This is a genomic window from Acinetobacter sp. P1332, from assembly GCF_044057475.1.
GTDB lineage: Bacteria > Pseudomonadota > Gammaproteobacteria > Pseudomonadales > Moraxellaceae > Acinetobacter > Acinetobacter johnsonii.
The window spans coordinates 2,305,779-2,321,506 of the sequence record NZ_CP171157.1; the positions used below are offsets into that span (position 1 = coordinate 2,305,779).

The following is a 15,728-nucleotide window of genomic DNA, read 5'->3' on the forward strand; positions in this document are numbered from 1 at the left end:
TTTGCAGCACTGTGCGACCACGATATGTTAGAAGAATTACAGCGTCTACAGGCGCATATTGGCGTTTTAAAAACGCGACTTGCTCATTTTGAAAGTGAAAATAGCACTTTAAATGCAGCTAAACTGGATGCTGAAGAACAGCACCGTTCTCAAGTTGTGCAAAAAAATGGCTTAATTACCCAGAAGCAAGAACAAATTGATGATTTAACTGAGCAATTAAGCAGCGCTCAGACCCAATATCAACACTTAAACACTGATGCGACTGCTTTGGCCGATCGTTATAGTCGTTTGGAAAAAAGTTGTACGGATTTAAAAAATCGCTTTCAGGAAATCTTGGCTGAACGTAATGAATTACGTGCAATTAAAGAAAAAATGAACAATGATCAGCGGCAAGCTCAGCAAGAAATCCAAGCACTTCAGCAAGAACGTGAAAGATTGTTACAAAAAAATGAGCATGCCAAAGCTAAAGTCGAAGCCATCATCCAACGTTTGGCTGTTTTAGGCACAGAGCAAGATCATCACGCGCAAGAAATTCAACAACTTGCCCACCCTACTGAAGCTGGCGAGGAAGTTTAATCATGAGCGAACCAATTACCGTTGAATTACGTGTCTTAGGTCATAGCTTTCGTTTAGTCACAACGGAAAAAGAAAAAGCCGACCTTGAACGTGCAGCTCTGCTTTTAAATGATAAATATGATGAGTTTCGCCGTAAAGCGCCACGGGTAGAACCCAGTAAAATTATCATTATGGTGGCACTAGAGTTAATGCAAGAAGTATTGTCGATGAATAAAACACTGCAAGAGTATGCACACGCAGAACGATTACTGGCAAATATTATCGATGACGTTGCGGAACTTGTTTAAACTCGACTGAATTGAATAAAGTATCAACACTTACTCCAGTTGTTTACAGTTCGTAGCGGTGTATGAGTTGCCATCAGCGTGAGATTCGTTATACTTAAGGCAACTCTGAGGTGTTCGCCAGCGGGTCTATTCCCCTGCCGATACTTAAACTTATGGATGTGTTCTGTATATTTAGAGTGTATGCCCACTTTCATGTGGGAAACCCAGCAAGTATACGTCGCGTCCACCTTGAACTCATCGGGTTCAGGGTAACGACACATGCAGCGGCATCTTCGGAGTACTTTAAGTGATTGTTTTTTAATAATCATGAACAAAATTTCTAAATTCTCTATCAAATTAATTTTCATTTTCTAGCCCTTTGTATACTCCATGTATACCAAAGATCTAATCACTAATTCAGCTAGTGCTGTTAGGAAATGAAAATGTCTAATAAGAAAGTAATTATTACCCTCTCGTTTGTTAAAAACCTGATTAAACAACTGTCAGATCCAAACGCGGAAGATTCATTAAAAGAATCAAAATCATATTGTTTTGATATTCCCACGGGTAAACAAATCTTCTTTCGTGACCTTAAACTTATTGGCTTTGCTATCAGGGCCACTCGCCATTCTCTGGTATATACCGTTGAGAAAAAGATGCCAAGTGGCGCTCCTTGTCGTGTAACCATCGGTGATCATGGTCTTTATACACCTGAAACAGCAAGGCAAAAAGCTACCGAGTACCTTCTAGAGATGTCCCAAGGGATAAACCCTAATGACAAAAAAGAACAGCTACGTCAAAAAGCTTCTCAGGAACGTCATAATCATCGGCAAATTCCGACTGTGTTAAATGCTCATAAACACTATATTGAATCTAAATCAGAGCTAAAACCCAATACAGTCGCTGTATATGACAGAGATATGAATCTGTATTTAAAAGATTGGCATCATTTAAAAATTACAGATATAACCATGGAAATGGTAGTTGAAAAGGGCTTTGTTGCACAAACCTATCTCTAAAGGCTTATTCCACAATATAATTCTCAAATGAATAAGCCCACACCTAAAATCTATCATACAACCAATTGGTCTTCTTATAACAGTGCATTAATAAATCGAGGAAATCTCTCAATTTGGTTTGATCCCAAGACTCAATGGTACGCTCAACCCAAAGGTAAACATGGTCGAAATCAAACTTATTCAGATACAGCCATCCAATGCTGTTTAATGATCAAATCCTTATTTCGTCTTTCTTTACGCATGGTCACTGGCTTTGTGCAAAATCTCATTCATCTTTGTAGATTAGATTGGACAGCACCAGACTATTCCACCATCTGCAGAAGACAAAAGCATATTGATATTGCAATTAACTATCAAAAAAGCAGTAATGGTCTCCAGCTACTCGTCGATTCTACTGGCTTAAAGTTTCTAGGCGAAGGTGAATGGAAGCGTAAGAAACACCAACCTGAATATCGTCGCCAATGGCGTAAACTTCATATTGGTATAGATGCTGAAACCCTTCAAATACGCGCTATTCAACTCACTACAAATAATGTGAGTGATTCACAAGTGCTTGGTGATTTACTCGATCAGATTCCACAAGATGAGCAGATTGACTCTGTCTATACTGATGGGGCTTATGACACCAAGCAATGCCGTCAAGTAATTGCAGACCGACAAGCACATGCGGTGATTCCGCCAAGAAAAAATGCGAAACCTTGGAAAGATACAAAGACCAGCTCGCTAGAGCGAAATGAATTACTTCGAACAGTTAAACGTTTAGGAAGAACAATATGGAAAAATTGGTCAGGCTATCATCGCAGAAGTCTGATAGAAACCAAGATGCATTGCATCAAATTATTAGGCGATAAACTCCGTGCGAGAAACTTTCAAAGCCAAGTCAATGAGATTCATGCACGTGTGGCCGTATTAAATAAATTTACAGATTTAGGTCGACCTCACACCCAAGTTGCCACTTAAATTTAGATAACTTGGAAGAAGTTTAGCTTTTGAATGTTTGTGCAACAAAGCCACATAAAATTAACTTTCAATACGATATTGGAAGGTATTTTTAACATTCGACACACTGGTCGGTTTGCCATCGACGAGACGAGGCTGATATTTAAAAGTGAGTGCAGCCTGAATCGAAGGTCGTACAAACATCGGATGACAATCGCCTTGTGCTTTAGGATTTTCTACCCGTCCTTTTTCATTTACGCTATACATCACTGTGCAATCCCCCTCAAGTTTACGATCCAAAGCTTGTTCAGGATAGGCTGGTGCTATTTTTGCAACAGGTTGATAATTTTTAACATCAAATGTTTCAGGATGAGTTTGTGCTTTGGGTTCTACTGATTTCTGGGTCTTTGTCTGAGTTGGTATATCCGCTTTAGACTGCGTATCTACTGTTTTCTGAGATTCAGCTGCTGCCGTTTGCTTTTCTGTCATGACTTGCTGTGTCGGTTTAGCCGCTGTAGGTACAATTTTGTTGCTCTGTGATTCTACAAACTTCTTGGTGGTTTTCGGTTGAACTTCAGCAGGTTTCACAATCTGTTTTTTTGGGACAGGCTCATGTAGCAGTTTTTCTTCGACTATCAGTTCAGGCTTTTTAGGTTGTGGTTGCTGTTTGGCAGGAGGTGGTATTTGCACAAATTGTAATTGAATGGTTTTCGGCTTAGGTTCCACCAATGTTTCATGCATCTCAACCGTACATAACCATGCAATTAGCGCAATATGCAATCCAGCCGTGACCGAAAGCGCTAGACCTTGATCACGAAACCTAATTTTGGAAACGGTTGCCATCATGATTGTGGTTCCTCTGTCACTAGCCCCAAGTTCGTTACCCCACTTTTTTGCAAGGATGCTATGGCCTGTGCAACCAGTTGATAATCGGCATCCTGATCGGCACGCACATAAAACTGTAGGCTTTTATCTTTTTGAATAATCGGAACGAGCTTTTGTTGCATACTGGCTAAATCAATGGCCTGATCCGTGACTTTCTCAGTATTCACTTCCGAACCAATATTCCAGTAATACTGACCATTGGCTTGAATAGATAAGGTCACAATACGCTGCTGTTGTGACGCGGGCATGACATTGGCATCCACTTTAGGCAAATCAATTTGAATGCCTTGTGTCAACATCGGTGCAGTCACCATAAAAATCACCAATAGCACCAACATGACATCAATATAAGGAACCACATTCATTTCAGCATTGAGTTTTAATTTTTGAGGACGCTTAATCATGGCTGTTGCTCCTTAACGCGAAGCGCGCTCAGTGTGCCCCAACAAACGATAAATACGCGTTTGCAACTCATTGGCAAAACCGTAATAACGACTGGAAAGCTTGTCAGCACGTGCCGAAAAGCGGTTATACGCGACTACCGCAGGAATAGCGGCAAATAAACCAATGGCTGTTGCAATCAGCGCTTCTGCAATTCCAGGTGCAACTGTATTGAGGGTTGCCTGTTCAACGGCAGACAGTCCAATAAACGCATTCATAATGCCCCAGACCGTTCCAAATAAGCCTATATACGGGCTGACTGAACCGACTGTTGCAAGAAAGGTCAGATTTTGCTGAAGCTTTTCTTCTTCTTCACTGATGCTGCTGAGCAAACGACGTTCTACCCCATCAATCACATCACTTGTAGTGAGTTGCTCATCTTTGATCAATTGATGGTATTCATCCACCCCATGTTGAAAAATGCTGACTACGCCTTTCTGTTGTTCAGGCTGTTGGTAATCTTGCTGTAAAAGATTGAGATCTTTTTGCTGTCTAAAATTCTTTAAAAAGCGGTTCCAAAGCTGCTCTTGTCCACGAAGTAACATACCGTGACGCACGATTAAATACCAACTTACTACTGAGGATAAAACCAAAATCAACATCACTACTTTCACCAACACACTGGCATGGCTAATCAACATCCAAACCGACATTTGATCCATTGTTGCTTGCATAACGCACTCCAATTTTTTACTGCATGGTGCAGTACATGTATATTTTTAAAATGGGCTGTGACTCTTTGCCCCAGCCTATGTACTAAAGCGCTATTTAGTCTAAATGCAGGGCTTGAGCGATTTTTTCCCATGGCACATATTTAAAGTTCTGATTGGTTTCAGGCATCCGTTTACGTCCATCTTGCACCACCAACATGCCTTGCTTCCATTTGCCACCAAAATTTAGGGAACTCACATCTAGTCCATCTGTTTCAGACACAGCGTCAATGCCTTTGTCGATATTGATGCCTACACGAAATGCGCCACGAACCGTATAAGGTGCTGCGGCATCAAGCACCACAAAGCTGTCATTGCCTTGGCTTGAAACTACCAAATAACTTTGCTTTTTACCGTGATAAAGTCCCATTCCCTCAATGTCATCATGCATCACCTCTCCTACACCTATCACCTGCTGCATAGGGAGCTGAGTTTTTGGATTGAGATCTTTTACCCACACCGCGACATCTTCTTCACCCAAGAAAATACGTCCTGTGGCGTCGTCTACGACACAGCCTTCAGGTTGGGTTTTAACTGAAAAACGTTGTACTTCTTCAGCCCTTAATTTTTGCTGCGTAGCGGTAATGTGGTATTGAACAAAAGTCCCGTTTTTATCGTTTGGAATGGCATAGATTTCACCTTGAGCATCGCGATACATACAAATGCCGTAGATGTCATCTAAAGTCGTTGGTAACTCACCAAGCACAAAGACCCTGCCTGTTTTTGGTTGAATCGCAAATACATGTAAGCTGTTGTGGTCTCGGTTCGATGCCACAGCCAAATCAACCGTTTGATTACCCCACTTAAAGCCATGGCGTACATCGACATTATTGAGTCTCCCGACTGGCAAATACTGTACAGCTTTACCTTGTAGGTCATTGACTTGTAAGCCGCCTTGTTTATCTGTCGCTAAAATACGGGATTGACTCGGCTGTGTGGCATTGTGCCAAATAGCAGGATCATCAGCCGCATCACCTGTACTTGGCACACCCTCTGTCTGCACTTCTGCAGGGATAGTGATGATACTTTGAGCTTTGGTCTGGGTCTGAGTTTCCCATTCAACATCGGCTGCTTTCACCGTTTTATCATCTAAAATCAGTAGAGATTTATCGGTTAAATTTCCGCGAATACTCAGACTTTCCGCCTCCTTTAAACCACTCAGCTGTAATGGTTCTAGGATGTTCCAATGCTTGTCTTGTTTTTGATAACGATAAAGCAGTGGTTTTTCTTCATCAAGCACCGCAATGTGATCATCCACAATGCTAATTGCGGATGGTGTCCCTTGAATCGAGCCAAACGGTTTTACCAAATCGACTGCTTGGCGCACCATATCTGCTTCAGAATGGGCAGGATAGACCCAAACACCGACATTTTCTTCATTGATTAAGAGTTCTGCACTAGTATCATTCACCTTGCAAACAGTACTTGCAGGTGGAAAACTTAAACGACGTACCAACTGCGGCAGGGCCAATGCTTTTTCACGATTCGCCACAAGCCACTGCTCACCTATCCCTTCTTCACCGACTAAAAAGGCAAAACTCAAGCCTTGAGCATCGGTGTATAGACAAACATCTTCGGACTTAAATGAACGCTTTGGAATAAAGCTGGCTTTGTCCCATACTTTATTTTTTAAGTTCATGCTCATCAGTTGAATTTGCTGTTGTTGCAAATTCGATGCAGCAATCAATAAACGCTCCGAACCAATCCGGTAATCAAAACGTCCAAACTGCCCTTGAATGTGATGCAATACATTTTGTTCATCATCTAAAAACTGAAGACCTTTATTCTTACTGCTCAATAGAGCTGTCACTTCTGGCCATGTACTTAAGCTCAACCATTGCACATCTTCAGTTTTAGCTTCATTTGTATCAACTTCGCGTAATTGGAGCTTTTCTGCTGTTGGCTGATCCACCGTTAATGGTTGTGAGCTTACAGGAGATGGAGAAACACCATGCTGACTACATGCTGTCAGTAACACTATGCAACTTGTTAAAACAGACAATTTAAAGCTTGAAAAATTCATAAAATTACTCAAATTTGGGCAACCATATCTCGAGGTTTTCTTCTCAACAAAGAAAACCTGAGCGTTTATTTAGTGAAATTTAAAAATGGGTGTAAGTCAGAGCAAGCTTATAGGCTGGGCCATATTCTTCATACTGCGCGTTGTAAGCCTTCGCACCTGCGTAGTTGTAATAGTGCTCATCGGTGATGTTTTGTACATCAAACTTTAATTGTAAATTTTTTGACAAATTCAGATGACTACTAAAGTCGAGAAAGACTTGCTCATCGGTATAAGTATCTTTTTCAGGCGTATCAATATCACCTAACTCATATAAATAGCTAGACTTATAGTTTGCAGACAAACGTACGCCGAAACGCTCATTTTCCCAACCAATCATGGCATTGCCTACCACATCCGACTGGTTTGGTAAATGAATACGACGGCTCAGAAGTTCGCCATCTTTCATCGAATCAATATCTGCTTCTGACTTACTAAAGGTCGTATTAAAGCCCAGCAAGAAACCATTCCAAGGCGCTCCTAGATGGTCAAACTTTTGTGAGTAGGCAAACTCCATCCCGTACAGTTTTGCTTCATTACCATTTTTATAGGTAATAGCTTCATCAAAGTCAGCCCATTGCCCTGTTCCTGCAATATTGGTGTTATAAATAAAGTTATCGATATCTTTATAAAATGCGTAGAAACCCACCATACTGGCTTTGCCAAAATACTTTTCTACACCCAGATCAAAGTTAGAAGACTCTAAAGGCTTTAACATTGGGTTACCAAACTCAGCTTCATCACCATCGATATAGACACCTGGTGCACTTTGCGCAAAGTTCGGACGTACCACACTATTGGTCCAAGCGGCACGGAGGTAAGCGTTATCGGCCAATTGATAACGTAAATGTAGGCTTGGCAACCAATGATCATAGTCATTTTTATATTTAGTCGCAGTGATCACATCATCGTTGAACTCAAAACCACGTGCTTCAAAGTTGGTATTTTCATAACGTAAGCCTGCAATCACACGCAGTTGATCCAAATCAACGGTATTCATGACATAAGCCGCTTGTATGTCTTCATTCGACTTAAAGTCATTAATGATTGAACCGTCAGCAACCACATAATCATTTGGATTTAATCCACTGATTTTATCTTTAATAGCGTTTTTATTAATGGTTGGACCAAACTGACCCAGTTCATAATGGCTGTTTGAATTGAAATCTGAACTTGACGTACTGAGATCTTCATATTTCCATTCATCGGTATTGTTGGTTTTTTCACGTTGGCTGATTTTTCCGCCGAACTTCAATGCAGCAGCATAATTCCCCAGCATATAGTCTTTCAAAAAGTCTAATTTACCGTTGTATTCTTTATCGGTGGTTTTAGATTTTTCCCACGACACCGAATCTAACTCATAGTTGGCCGCATCATAAAAATCTTGGTCTGCCGTAATTACAGGTTTTTGCGTACTATTAAATCCAACATTACTAAAATCACCTTGGTATTTTGCCCCCGAAATTCCCCCTGGATTTTCCTCCGATGCTTCGCTATAACCGAGCTGACCTTCCACCGTCCACGTGCCAAAACCTTGCTTACCACCGAGGACAAAAGACTGTATTTCTTGTGTTTCTTCACGGCTCTTCAGTGAACGAGTCACTTCTGCATCACCACGCTGGCCTGCAAGTTGTGGATCAGAAAATTCAGCCGCCACTTCCTGACGTGATTCAGTGTCTTTAAAGCGACTATATAAAGTTCTTAAATAGTATTCGCCTGTGTCATTCGGACGGTAATCAAAGTTTAAACCCGCACCAATGCGCTCACGCTCGATGTCATATTGACGCATTGCGGTTTCTTCAAGTGCGTCACCATCCCAAGCCCCACCCGTTTCAACATTGTCCGAGCCAAATTTTCGGTTTTGATAACTCAGTGCCAGTGCCACCCCAAGGTTGTCTTGCCCCTCACCAACACTGAAACGATTACTGAGAGCACCAGATGCTTTAGGGCTATATTTTTCCCGTTTTTCATCATAACCACCTTCAACCGTTCCCGTATAAAACAAACCGTCATGGTCAAAAGCCGATAAACTTTCAACCTGCACCGTACCACCTAATGAGTTGGCATCCATGTCTGGTGTCAGCGTTTTCACCACAGCCAATGACTGTACTAGCTCTGAAGGTAAGACATCCAATGCTACGCCACGGCGATCGCTTTCAGGTGCAGGAACCAAAGTACCATTGATGGTTACTGCATTTAAGTCAGCGCCTAAACCACGAACGGAAACAAAACGTCCTTCGCCTTGGTCACGCTCTGTAGATACACCTGGTATCCGTTGCAACGCTTCTGCGGCATTGTCATCGGGTAATTGTCCAATGCCATCGGCATGTACCACACTGCTGATTTGGTCGGCACGTTTTTGTTCTTTGAGTGCTTTATCCATACTTGCAGCTTGACCAATGACCTGTACATATTCCACCGTGTTATCTTCGGCATGTAGATGCGTCATGCTCAGCATTGACAGGACCAATGTGCTGAGCTGAAAACCCGCACGCTTATGTTTCATGAAACGGCTCTGATTATTTTGCATTATGTTCTTCCCCTCAAGCCAAAGTGGCATGGTTTGAACGCACAATAGAAATTGAATGTGAACATGATGTGACAGTGCCTTTTACGATCTGCCCTTTTTATTTGTTTTTGGCCTTTTTCAGTAAAAAGTGAGCTAATTTGATCTGTATAGAGAAAATACTGAGCATACAGAATGATGCATATTCCCCTCAAAGATAGGGTTTTTCAGCATTTTTATTCTCAAAAATCAAAAATACCCTGATCTATTTTGACCCTAGCCATTGCCATCAAACTGTCATCTAAATCTGTTTAGCTTGGGCGAAAATAAATCATTTCAAAAAATGCTATGCCTAAATACTTTGCTTACTACCGCTGGCCTTTATTATGTGTAGCGACTGCCTGTAGCTTATCCCTTTGGTTGTTTATCTTACTTGGGCAGAGCAAGTCATTTGCTGAATGGAACTGGGTCGATATTTTAGGTGAAGGGGGAGCAACTGTTTTTATTGGTATTTGGATTTTCTTTATTATTAAAAGCCGTCCTTTGGGCCGTGTAACCAACTATATCTTTTATGGACTGTGTTTTATTTTTTTCCACATGTGGATGGACAGCTTAGATGAGTTTATTCGCCTGCCTAAAGAAATCATGTGGGATGCATGGCTTGAGTCCATTCCTTTTCCAATTGGACTGTGTCTATTTACCATCGGGATTTATTTTTGGCATCAAGAAGAACTGGCGATTTCTAAACACATGCAAAAAAGAGAACGCATTTATCGGGATCATCGCTTATTCGATGCACTCACCCCTTTGGCCGATGCTCATTATTTTAAAACACAGCTCAAAGCCGCAATCGAGCAAAACTTGCATGAACCCAGCGACATGTCCGTCATACTGCTAGATATGCATAATTTTAATCAGATTAATCAAACACATGGCTTTGATGAAGGCACATCTATTTTACAGCATGTTTCACAATTGATTAGCTTAAACTTACGACCACAAGACCTGCTCTGCCGCTTCGCAGGAGATCGTTTTATTATGTTGTTACCAGAGACTAAGCTACAACAGGCTGAAAAAATGGCTGCTCAACTTGAACGCATGCTTATGGTCAGTGCTTATTATCAACGTGATCTGTCCGTGCACATTCCTCTAAAAGCACTCACGACCTGCTGCGCTGTCGGACAATACCAAACTGTCCAACAACTCTTGAGTGCCTTAAATCAGCAATTGCTCCAAGTGAAGCAGTACTACTCACCGAAGCGAGTCATGGTATGAGCTTTGAATGCGACTACAGCTACATTCCTGCGCATCATCAATTGTCTATTTTAATTGATTTGGCAGCGAGTCATGAAGTCGAACATCACGTCCTGCTCAGTGGCAGCAGTATTTTCTTAGAAGATATCTTTTCGGGGCAAAAACTAATTAGTCAACAACAGTTACAACAGGTTTTAAAAAATGCTGAACAGTGTTTTCGCAATCAGGACATCAGTTTCTTATTTGGTCAGCGCAGTTTAACCACTCCCTTTAATGACGCCATTAAATCCATGCTTTATGCATCGACCTTCGATGAGGCACTTAGCCGTTATTTAGAATTTTCCGCGTCCGTTTCACCATGGTTATGCCCTCGACTCATGTATAGTCAAAGCCATATTCATATTTATTGGTTAGATGAAAACAAGCTTGAAAATCGCTTTTTAATCGAAAGTGCAATGAGTGCAATACAAGCGTTTAGCCGTCAACTGTACCAAGCCAAATTAGCGTGGAAATTCGAGTTTAATTTTTCTGAACCGGATTATATTGAACAATATTGGACACATTTAGGCAGTGCTTTAGAGTTTAATCGCCCGATCAACATGATGAGCCTACCTCGCGATTTGATTTATGAAAAACTTCCCAATGCCTCTTCGACCTTAGCTTCAATCAGTTATCAATATGCGCTGAAAGAAATGACAGCTCAAAATATTCAACAGAGTTTTTTGCTCAGTTTGCACCAATATTTAATGCAGAATATTCAAAATAATATTCAACTTGAACAAACCGCTGACTATTTTCAAATGAGTTCTGCCACCTTAAAACGTAAACTGAAAAAGCATCAGACCCATTTTCAAGCGCAACTCGATCAAAGTCGTTTGCATACTGCCATCATTTTATATCGTGTACATGGTTTTAAAACTGAACAGATTTCTCAGTATTTACAAATTAACGATGCCACTAATTTTCGACGTGCGTTTAAGCGGTGGAGTGGTTTAACCGTACAAGCGGCACAGTCCTAAGCGCTTATTTTTCCCAAAAAAATCACGGGTATTTCTATTGTAACGTCGAAATTAAAAGTCAAAAACTCATCGGCTAATCACTAAAGTCCGCATAGTCACGTTCGCTGTATTTTTCTGTTTGTGTCCAAGGTGTAGCAACATGTTGGCCAATTTTGCGCACGGTAAAGGTTTTGGCATAGCCTGAGGTCGGTTTGAGCAATTCATATTTTTGAACCAGTTGATCCTGTTCACTCCATATAATATTCAACGTTTGCCCAGCACTGCGTATTTGATAATGCGCTAACTTCGAATCACGTTGAATCAATTGTGCTCGCTTTAAAATGTCAGGATGAATCAAACTATATTCACAGCGCCAACAGTTTTTCATCCCTAGCATTTCTTGATCGACATCCTGCAATTGCACCCGCATTTTTTCATCTGGCAAAATATAAAAACGCTGAAACGGACTTTCTACGTTTGCTTGCCCGACTACATCTTTGCGCTGCATCCACTGAATTGCACTGTCAAAACTCACATGCTCATGGGTGTCTGTTTTGGCAGACACATGAGTGTTGCTATGTATCTGGGCTTCGTCAGCATGCGTTTGTGTGTTTAAACGTTCAATCCAAATATTTTGCTCATCTCGAATTATTTTCTCACTGTATTTTTGAATGGTCGTGACCCCATTGGCATCCAACCGTTCAATCTGATAATCAATACGATATTCATCGGCCGACCATACCCATGGACTGAGCAAACTGAAAGACAATGCTAAGAATTTCATTTTGAATTTGAACGGCCGTATAAATCTTGTATCCATTAGAATCCAAACGCCTTTTTCAATTGCTCAAATACCCATGTATTTTCTTGTGTGCCTTTGAATAGATTTGAATTCTTTCCTTCAGCAAACAGCATCACATCTCCGCCGCCATGTGTTTCGCTTTTCGTCAGTTGTACCCCGACTTCTTGTTTATAGTCGTCAGCAAAGGCTTGCTCGTTGCTAATACTGTCACGAATATCTAAACGTTTACCCGTACCATTTCCAAAAACAAGCGTCGTTCCTGTTGCCCCATTTACATCGCGGTATGGATTATGTACTTGGCCATCAGCCAGCACTTTGCTGTAAGCATTTTGCTCTTTTGCAATATTATAGTCATAGCTCAGCCCCAAAATACCTGGATTAGTTTCCGTCGTTTGACCCGTTCGTGCGGCATAACCATTAAAGGTCATCACATGGTCATGGTCTGCCGTCACTACAATCAAGGTATTGCTCAAATCCACTTTATCCAGTGCAGTTTGAATTGCATCATTAAATGCCTTGGTTTCCTGCAATGCCCGTTTGGCATTATTGGCATGTAGCGCATGGTCAATACGCCCACCCTCAACCATCAAGAAATAGCCTTGTCCATGACTCTGTGCTTGCAGTGCATCAATCGCTTTACTGGTCATCGCCGCCAGACTCGGTTCAGTCTCTATATTCTTCTTGAGTCGATCCAAATCAAAATTTAAATGCGACTGTGTGGAGAACACGCCGAAAATTTTCTGAGTATTGACCGTCTGTGCCAAATCACTTTGGCTTAAAACGGTTTGATAACCCTGCTGTTTAAACTCTGCCAATAAATCACGACCATCCAAGCGCCCTTTGGGGTTAGAGACTGCATCATAAGGCGTCCAATGATTTAAGCCGCCTCCCATAAGGACATTAATGCCATCCAATAAGTTTGGATTATAAGCTTTACCTTTTGGAACAGCTTGAAGCGCTATATCGTATTGCGCATCACGGTGACAGATATGTGCATAGGTTGCCGCAGGTGTGGCATGGGTGAGTTCGGTCGTCGTCACTACGCCAACCGCTTTACCCTGCTTTTTTGCCAGTTCTAAAATACTTAACGCAGGCATCCCTGCGACCATACTACTGCCCTGTTCTGGACAACGGTTGATGGCTTTCGCTAAGCTTTTGCCATTCGGCAATTTTCCTTCTTCAGGTTCGACCGCAACCGTTCCTGTTGTCATGGCAATCACTTCATTTTTATTTTTCTGCCCAGTCATATAGGCGCCCATAGAGGGAGCGCTATCTGTGGTTTGACCATCCTCAGAATAGGTTTTAATCCTTGCTGCGTGCTTCATGCTGTCCATGGCCAGTTTGCCATTTTCCCCCACAGCATAAATACGACTTGCCGTCACTGTGGTTGGTCCCATGCCATCGCCTAAAAAGAATATAACGCTTTTCGTCGGTGTAACTGTGGTGTCCGCAGCATACAAAGCACTTGAAGAAATCGACGCTGTAAGCAGAAGCATCATGTATGGGATGGTTTTTAAAGTATGTTTCATGTGATATCCCTCTGCTATAAGCCTGTGATCTTACGAATGAGGTGATTGACCTCAATATTTTCAAGGCTACCTGAGAACTGATCGGCTCCCTGACCAATCGCACCTAAAAACACATCTGCACCGCCATGCGTTTCTTTATCTTTATAGCCCGTTTGAATCACAGCTTCTTGTTGGAAATCATCCGCAGCAGTGCCCGTACACCAACCCGTTTCAGCCAAAGGATAGGTGAAACTATATTTTTCACCTTGTGGTGCCTTTGGCCCTTGTACAGGATGACAGACATCAGTGTCTTTTAAGTTCAGTACCAAGTCATCCATACGGTTTTGAGTGGGGCGTTTTTTGCCCGTACCAAAACCGATAATCGGATAAGGTTGACCATGAATATCTTGAGCAAAGCCCGCTTGATCATAGTTTTTTACCAATCCAAGCACACTGGTTTCCTTACCTTCGACGTATTTTCCTGTACGCTTGGCATAACCATTTAAAACCAAGGTGTGATCATGGTCGGCTGTGATTACAATCAGTGTATTTTTAAGTTCAGGATCACTTTGTTTAAGCTTTTGAATGGTTGCTTCTAAAGCATCATTTAAGGCAATCGTGTCTTGTAAAGCACGTTTGGCATTGGTGTCATGCAGCGCATGATCTATACGCCCGCCCTCCACCATCAGGAAAAAACCTTTTTTATTTTGCGTCAGGATGTCTAAAGCAGACAGCGTCATTTGCTTGAGACTCGGCTCTGCCAAGTTTTTCTTGGTGCGATCCAAGTCGTAATTTAAATGGCTGTGATTAAATAAACCCAATAATTTTTCATTTTTCGCCAGCTGCACTTGGGAGAGTTGGTTTTCATCAAAAACTACGCGGTAGCCTGCCTTTTGCATCTCGGTAATTAGATTGCGCCCATCAGTACGCTCTCCGTCTGCATCTTTAGGCAAAAATTGACGCTTGCCGCCGCCTAAAACCACATCCACTCCATCTTTGAGTTTTGGGTTATATCTTTGATAAGCATCCCCTTTTGAACTCGGCACCAGCTGTGATGCAATATCATTTTCAGCATCACGGTGGCAAATATGCGCATAAGTCGATGCTGGTGTGGCATGCGTGATCCGCGTCGTGGTCACAACCCCTGTCCCCCAACCCTTTGCTTTGGCTAATTCGAGTAAAGTCTGTGTGTTTTGCTTATTTTTGTTTTGTGGGTTAGTCCCGCACTGGTTATTCCCTACTGAATCAGGTTCAACTGCAATTGTCCCTGTCTGCATCGAGATCACCTCATTTTTCATCTTCACACCGGTCATGTACGCACCCATCGAAGGTGCACTGTCAGTGACTTGCGCATCTTCAGAAAAGGTACGAACAAAGGCAGACTCAGGTAACCGATCAATTGCTAACTGACCATCTTCACCGACAGCATAAATGCGGGAAGCGGTAAGTGTAGTCATGCCCATTCCATCACCCAAGAAAAACACTACACGTTTCGGTTGTTGGACTTTTTGTTGTTTGAGTAGTTGTACTGCATGAGTTGGTTGAGCTTGCATTAAATCACTACTTTGACAAGCGGAGAGAAATAAAGCATTCAAACTTATATATGCCACACTGATTGTTTTTAATTGGAATTTTTCAAGAAAACCGAGCATTGCATCAACCCATCTAAAGATGGCTGAAACATACACTTCGGATATTTAAATCCGATGACATTTAAGCATCAATATAAATTTACTCACTTTCGAAACGCTTTTTCATTTTTTAC

General features: G+C 41.8%; 14 protein-coding genes and 1 other RNA gene. 7 read left to right on the top strand and 8 right to left on the bottom strand.

Annotation, left to right across the window (positions count from 1 at the left end):
• Nucleotides 1–24 precede the first annotated feature (24 nt).
• The 5 genes from ACFN7Z_RS11355 to ACFN7Z_RS11375 all read left to right on the top strand — a co-directional run bounded on the left by ACFN7Z_RS11355 (nucleotide 25) and on the right by ACFN7Z_RS11375 (nucleotide 2,821).
• Nucleotides 25–576 (top strand): hypothetical protein, encoded by a 552-nt coding sequence (locus tag ACFN7Z_RS11355; RefSeq protein ID WP_010326327.1) that lies wholly within the window; start codon nucleotides 25–27, stop codon nucleotides 574–576.
• Nucleotides 577–578: 2 nt separating this feature from the next.
• Nucleotides 579–863 (top strand): cell division protein ZapA, encoded by a 285-nt coding sequence (locus ACFN7Z_RS11360; protein WP_004694243.1) that lies wholly within the window; start codon nucleotides 579–581, stop codon nucleotides 861–863.
• A 99-nt stretch (nucleotides 864–962) separates the two neighbouring features.
• Nucleotides 963–1,146: non-coding RNA, 6S RNA (gene ssrS, locus ACFN7Z_RS11365), on the top strand.
• A gap of 139 nt (nucleotides 1,147–1,285) precedes the next feature.
• Nucleotides 1,286–1,861 carry an integrase arm-type DNA-binding domain-containing protein gene (locus ACFN7Z_RS11370; protein ID WP_010326325.1) on the top strand — a complete coding sequence of 192 codons (576 nt, stop codon included), beginning with the start codon at nucleotides 1,286–1,288 and terminating at the stop codon, nucleotides 1,859–1,861.
• Between the two features lie 27 nt (nucleotides 1,862–1,888).
• Nucleotides 1,889–2,821, top strand: coding sequence for an IS5-like element ISAha1 family transposase (locus ACFN7Z_RS11375; protein ID WP_131230075.1), 933 nt, complete (start codon nucleotides 1,889–1,891; stop codon nucleotides 2,819–2,821).
• A 60-nt stretch (nucleotides 2,822–2,881) separates the two neighbouring features.
• Here the strand turns inward: ACFN7Z_RS11375 and ACFN7Z_RS11380 are convergent, their stop codons facing one another.
• From ACFN7Z_RS11380 to ACFN7Z_RS11400, 5 genes are all read right to left on the bottom strand, one after another.
• Nucleotides 2,882–3,646, bottom strand: a complete 765-nt coding sequence (locus ACFN7Z_RS11380) for an energy transducer TonB (RefSeq protein WP_010326323.1) — start codon at nucleotides 3,644–3,646, stop codon at nucleotides 2,882–2,884.
• Nucleotides 3,643–4,089, bottom strand: coding sequence for a protein TolR (gene tolR, locus ACFN7Z_RS11385; protein ID WP_010326322.1), 447 nt, complete (start codon nucleotides 4,087–4,089; stop codon nucleotides 3,643–3,645). Before tolR ends, ACFN7Z_RS11380 begins: the two co-directional genes overlap by 4 nt.
• A gap of 12 nt (nucleotides 4,090–4,101) precedes the next feature.
• Nucleotides 4,102–4,800, bottom strand: a complete 699-nt coding sequence (gene tolQ / locus ACFN7Z_RS11390) for a protein TolQ (protein WP_004694253.1) — start codon at nucleotides 4,798–4,800, stop codon at nucleotides 4,102–4,104.
• Nucleotides 4,801–4,894: 94 nt separating this feature from the next.
• A complete protein-coding gene (locus ACFN7Z_RS11395) occupies nucleotides 4,895–6,859 on the bottom strand; it encodes a phytase (RefSeq protein ID WP_010326321.1) in 1,965 nt (654 codons plus the stop codon).
• Nucleotides 6,860–6,938: 79 nt separating this feature from the next.
• Nucleotides 6,939–9,425 carry a TonB-dependent receptor gene (locus ACFN7Z_RS11400; protein ID WP_010326320.1) on the bottom strand — a complete coding sequence of 829 codons (2,487 nt, stop codon included), beginning with the start codon at nucleotides 9,423–9,425 and terminating at the stop codon, nucleotides 6,939–6,941.
• Between the two features lie 324 nt (nucleotides 9,426–9,749).
• On the opposite strand from ACFN7Z_RS11400, the gene ACFN7Z_RS11405 reads away from it, so the two are divergent.
• Both ACFN7Z_RS11405 and ACFN7Z_RS11410 read left to right on the top strand, forming a co-directional pair.
• Nucleotides 9,750–10,676, top strand: coding sequence for a diguanylate cyclase domain-containing protein (locus ACFN7Z_RS11405; RefSeq protein WP_010326319.1), 927 nt, complete (start codon nucleotides 9,750–9,752; stop codon nucleotides 10,674–10,676).
• Nucleotides 10,673–11,674: an AraC family transcriptional regulator ligand-binding domain-containing protein gene (locus ACFN7Z_RS11410; protein WP_010326318.1), complete on the top strand. Its 1,002-nt coding sequence runs from the start codon at nucleotides 10,673–10,675 to the stop codon at nucleotides 11,672–11,674. The genes ACFN7Z_RS11405 and ACFN7Z_RS11410 overlap by 4 nt, the downstream gene beginning before the upstream one ends.
• A gap of 73 nt (nucleotides 11,675–11,747) precedes the next feature.
• Here ACFN7Z_RS11410 and ACFN7Z_RS11415 read toward each other — a convergent pair whose 3' ends face one another.
• The 3 genes from ACFN7Z_RS11415 to ACFN7Z_RS11425 are packed head-to-tail and all read right to left on the bottom strand — an operon-like array spanning nucleotide 11,748 to nucleotide 15,615.
• Entirely contained in the window at nucleotides 11,748–12,437 is a 690-nt protein-coding gene (locus ACFN7Z_RS11415) for a hypothetical protein (RefSeq protein WP_010326317.1), read from the bottom strand.
• 35 nt (nucleotides 12,438–12,472) lie between these two features.
• On the bottom strand, nucleotides 12,473–13,984 hold the full coding sequence (locus ACFN7Z_RS11420; protein WP_010326316.1) for an alkaline phosphatase: 1,512 nt from the start codon (nucleotides 13,982–13,984) through the stop codon (nucleotides 12,473–12,475).
• A gap of 14 nt (nucleotides 13,985–13,998) precedes the next feature.
• Nucleotides 13,999–15,615, bottom strand: coding sequence for an alkaline phosphatase (locus tag ACFN7Z_RS11425; protein ID WP_010326315.1), 1,617 nt, complete (start codon nucleotides 15,613–15,615; stop codon nucleotides 13,999–14,001).
• Nucleotides 15,616–15,728 lie beyond the last annotated feature (113 nt).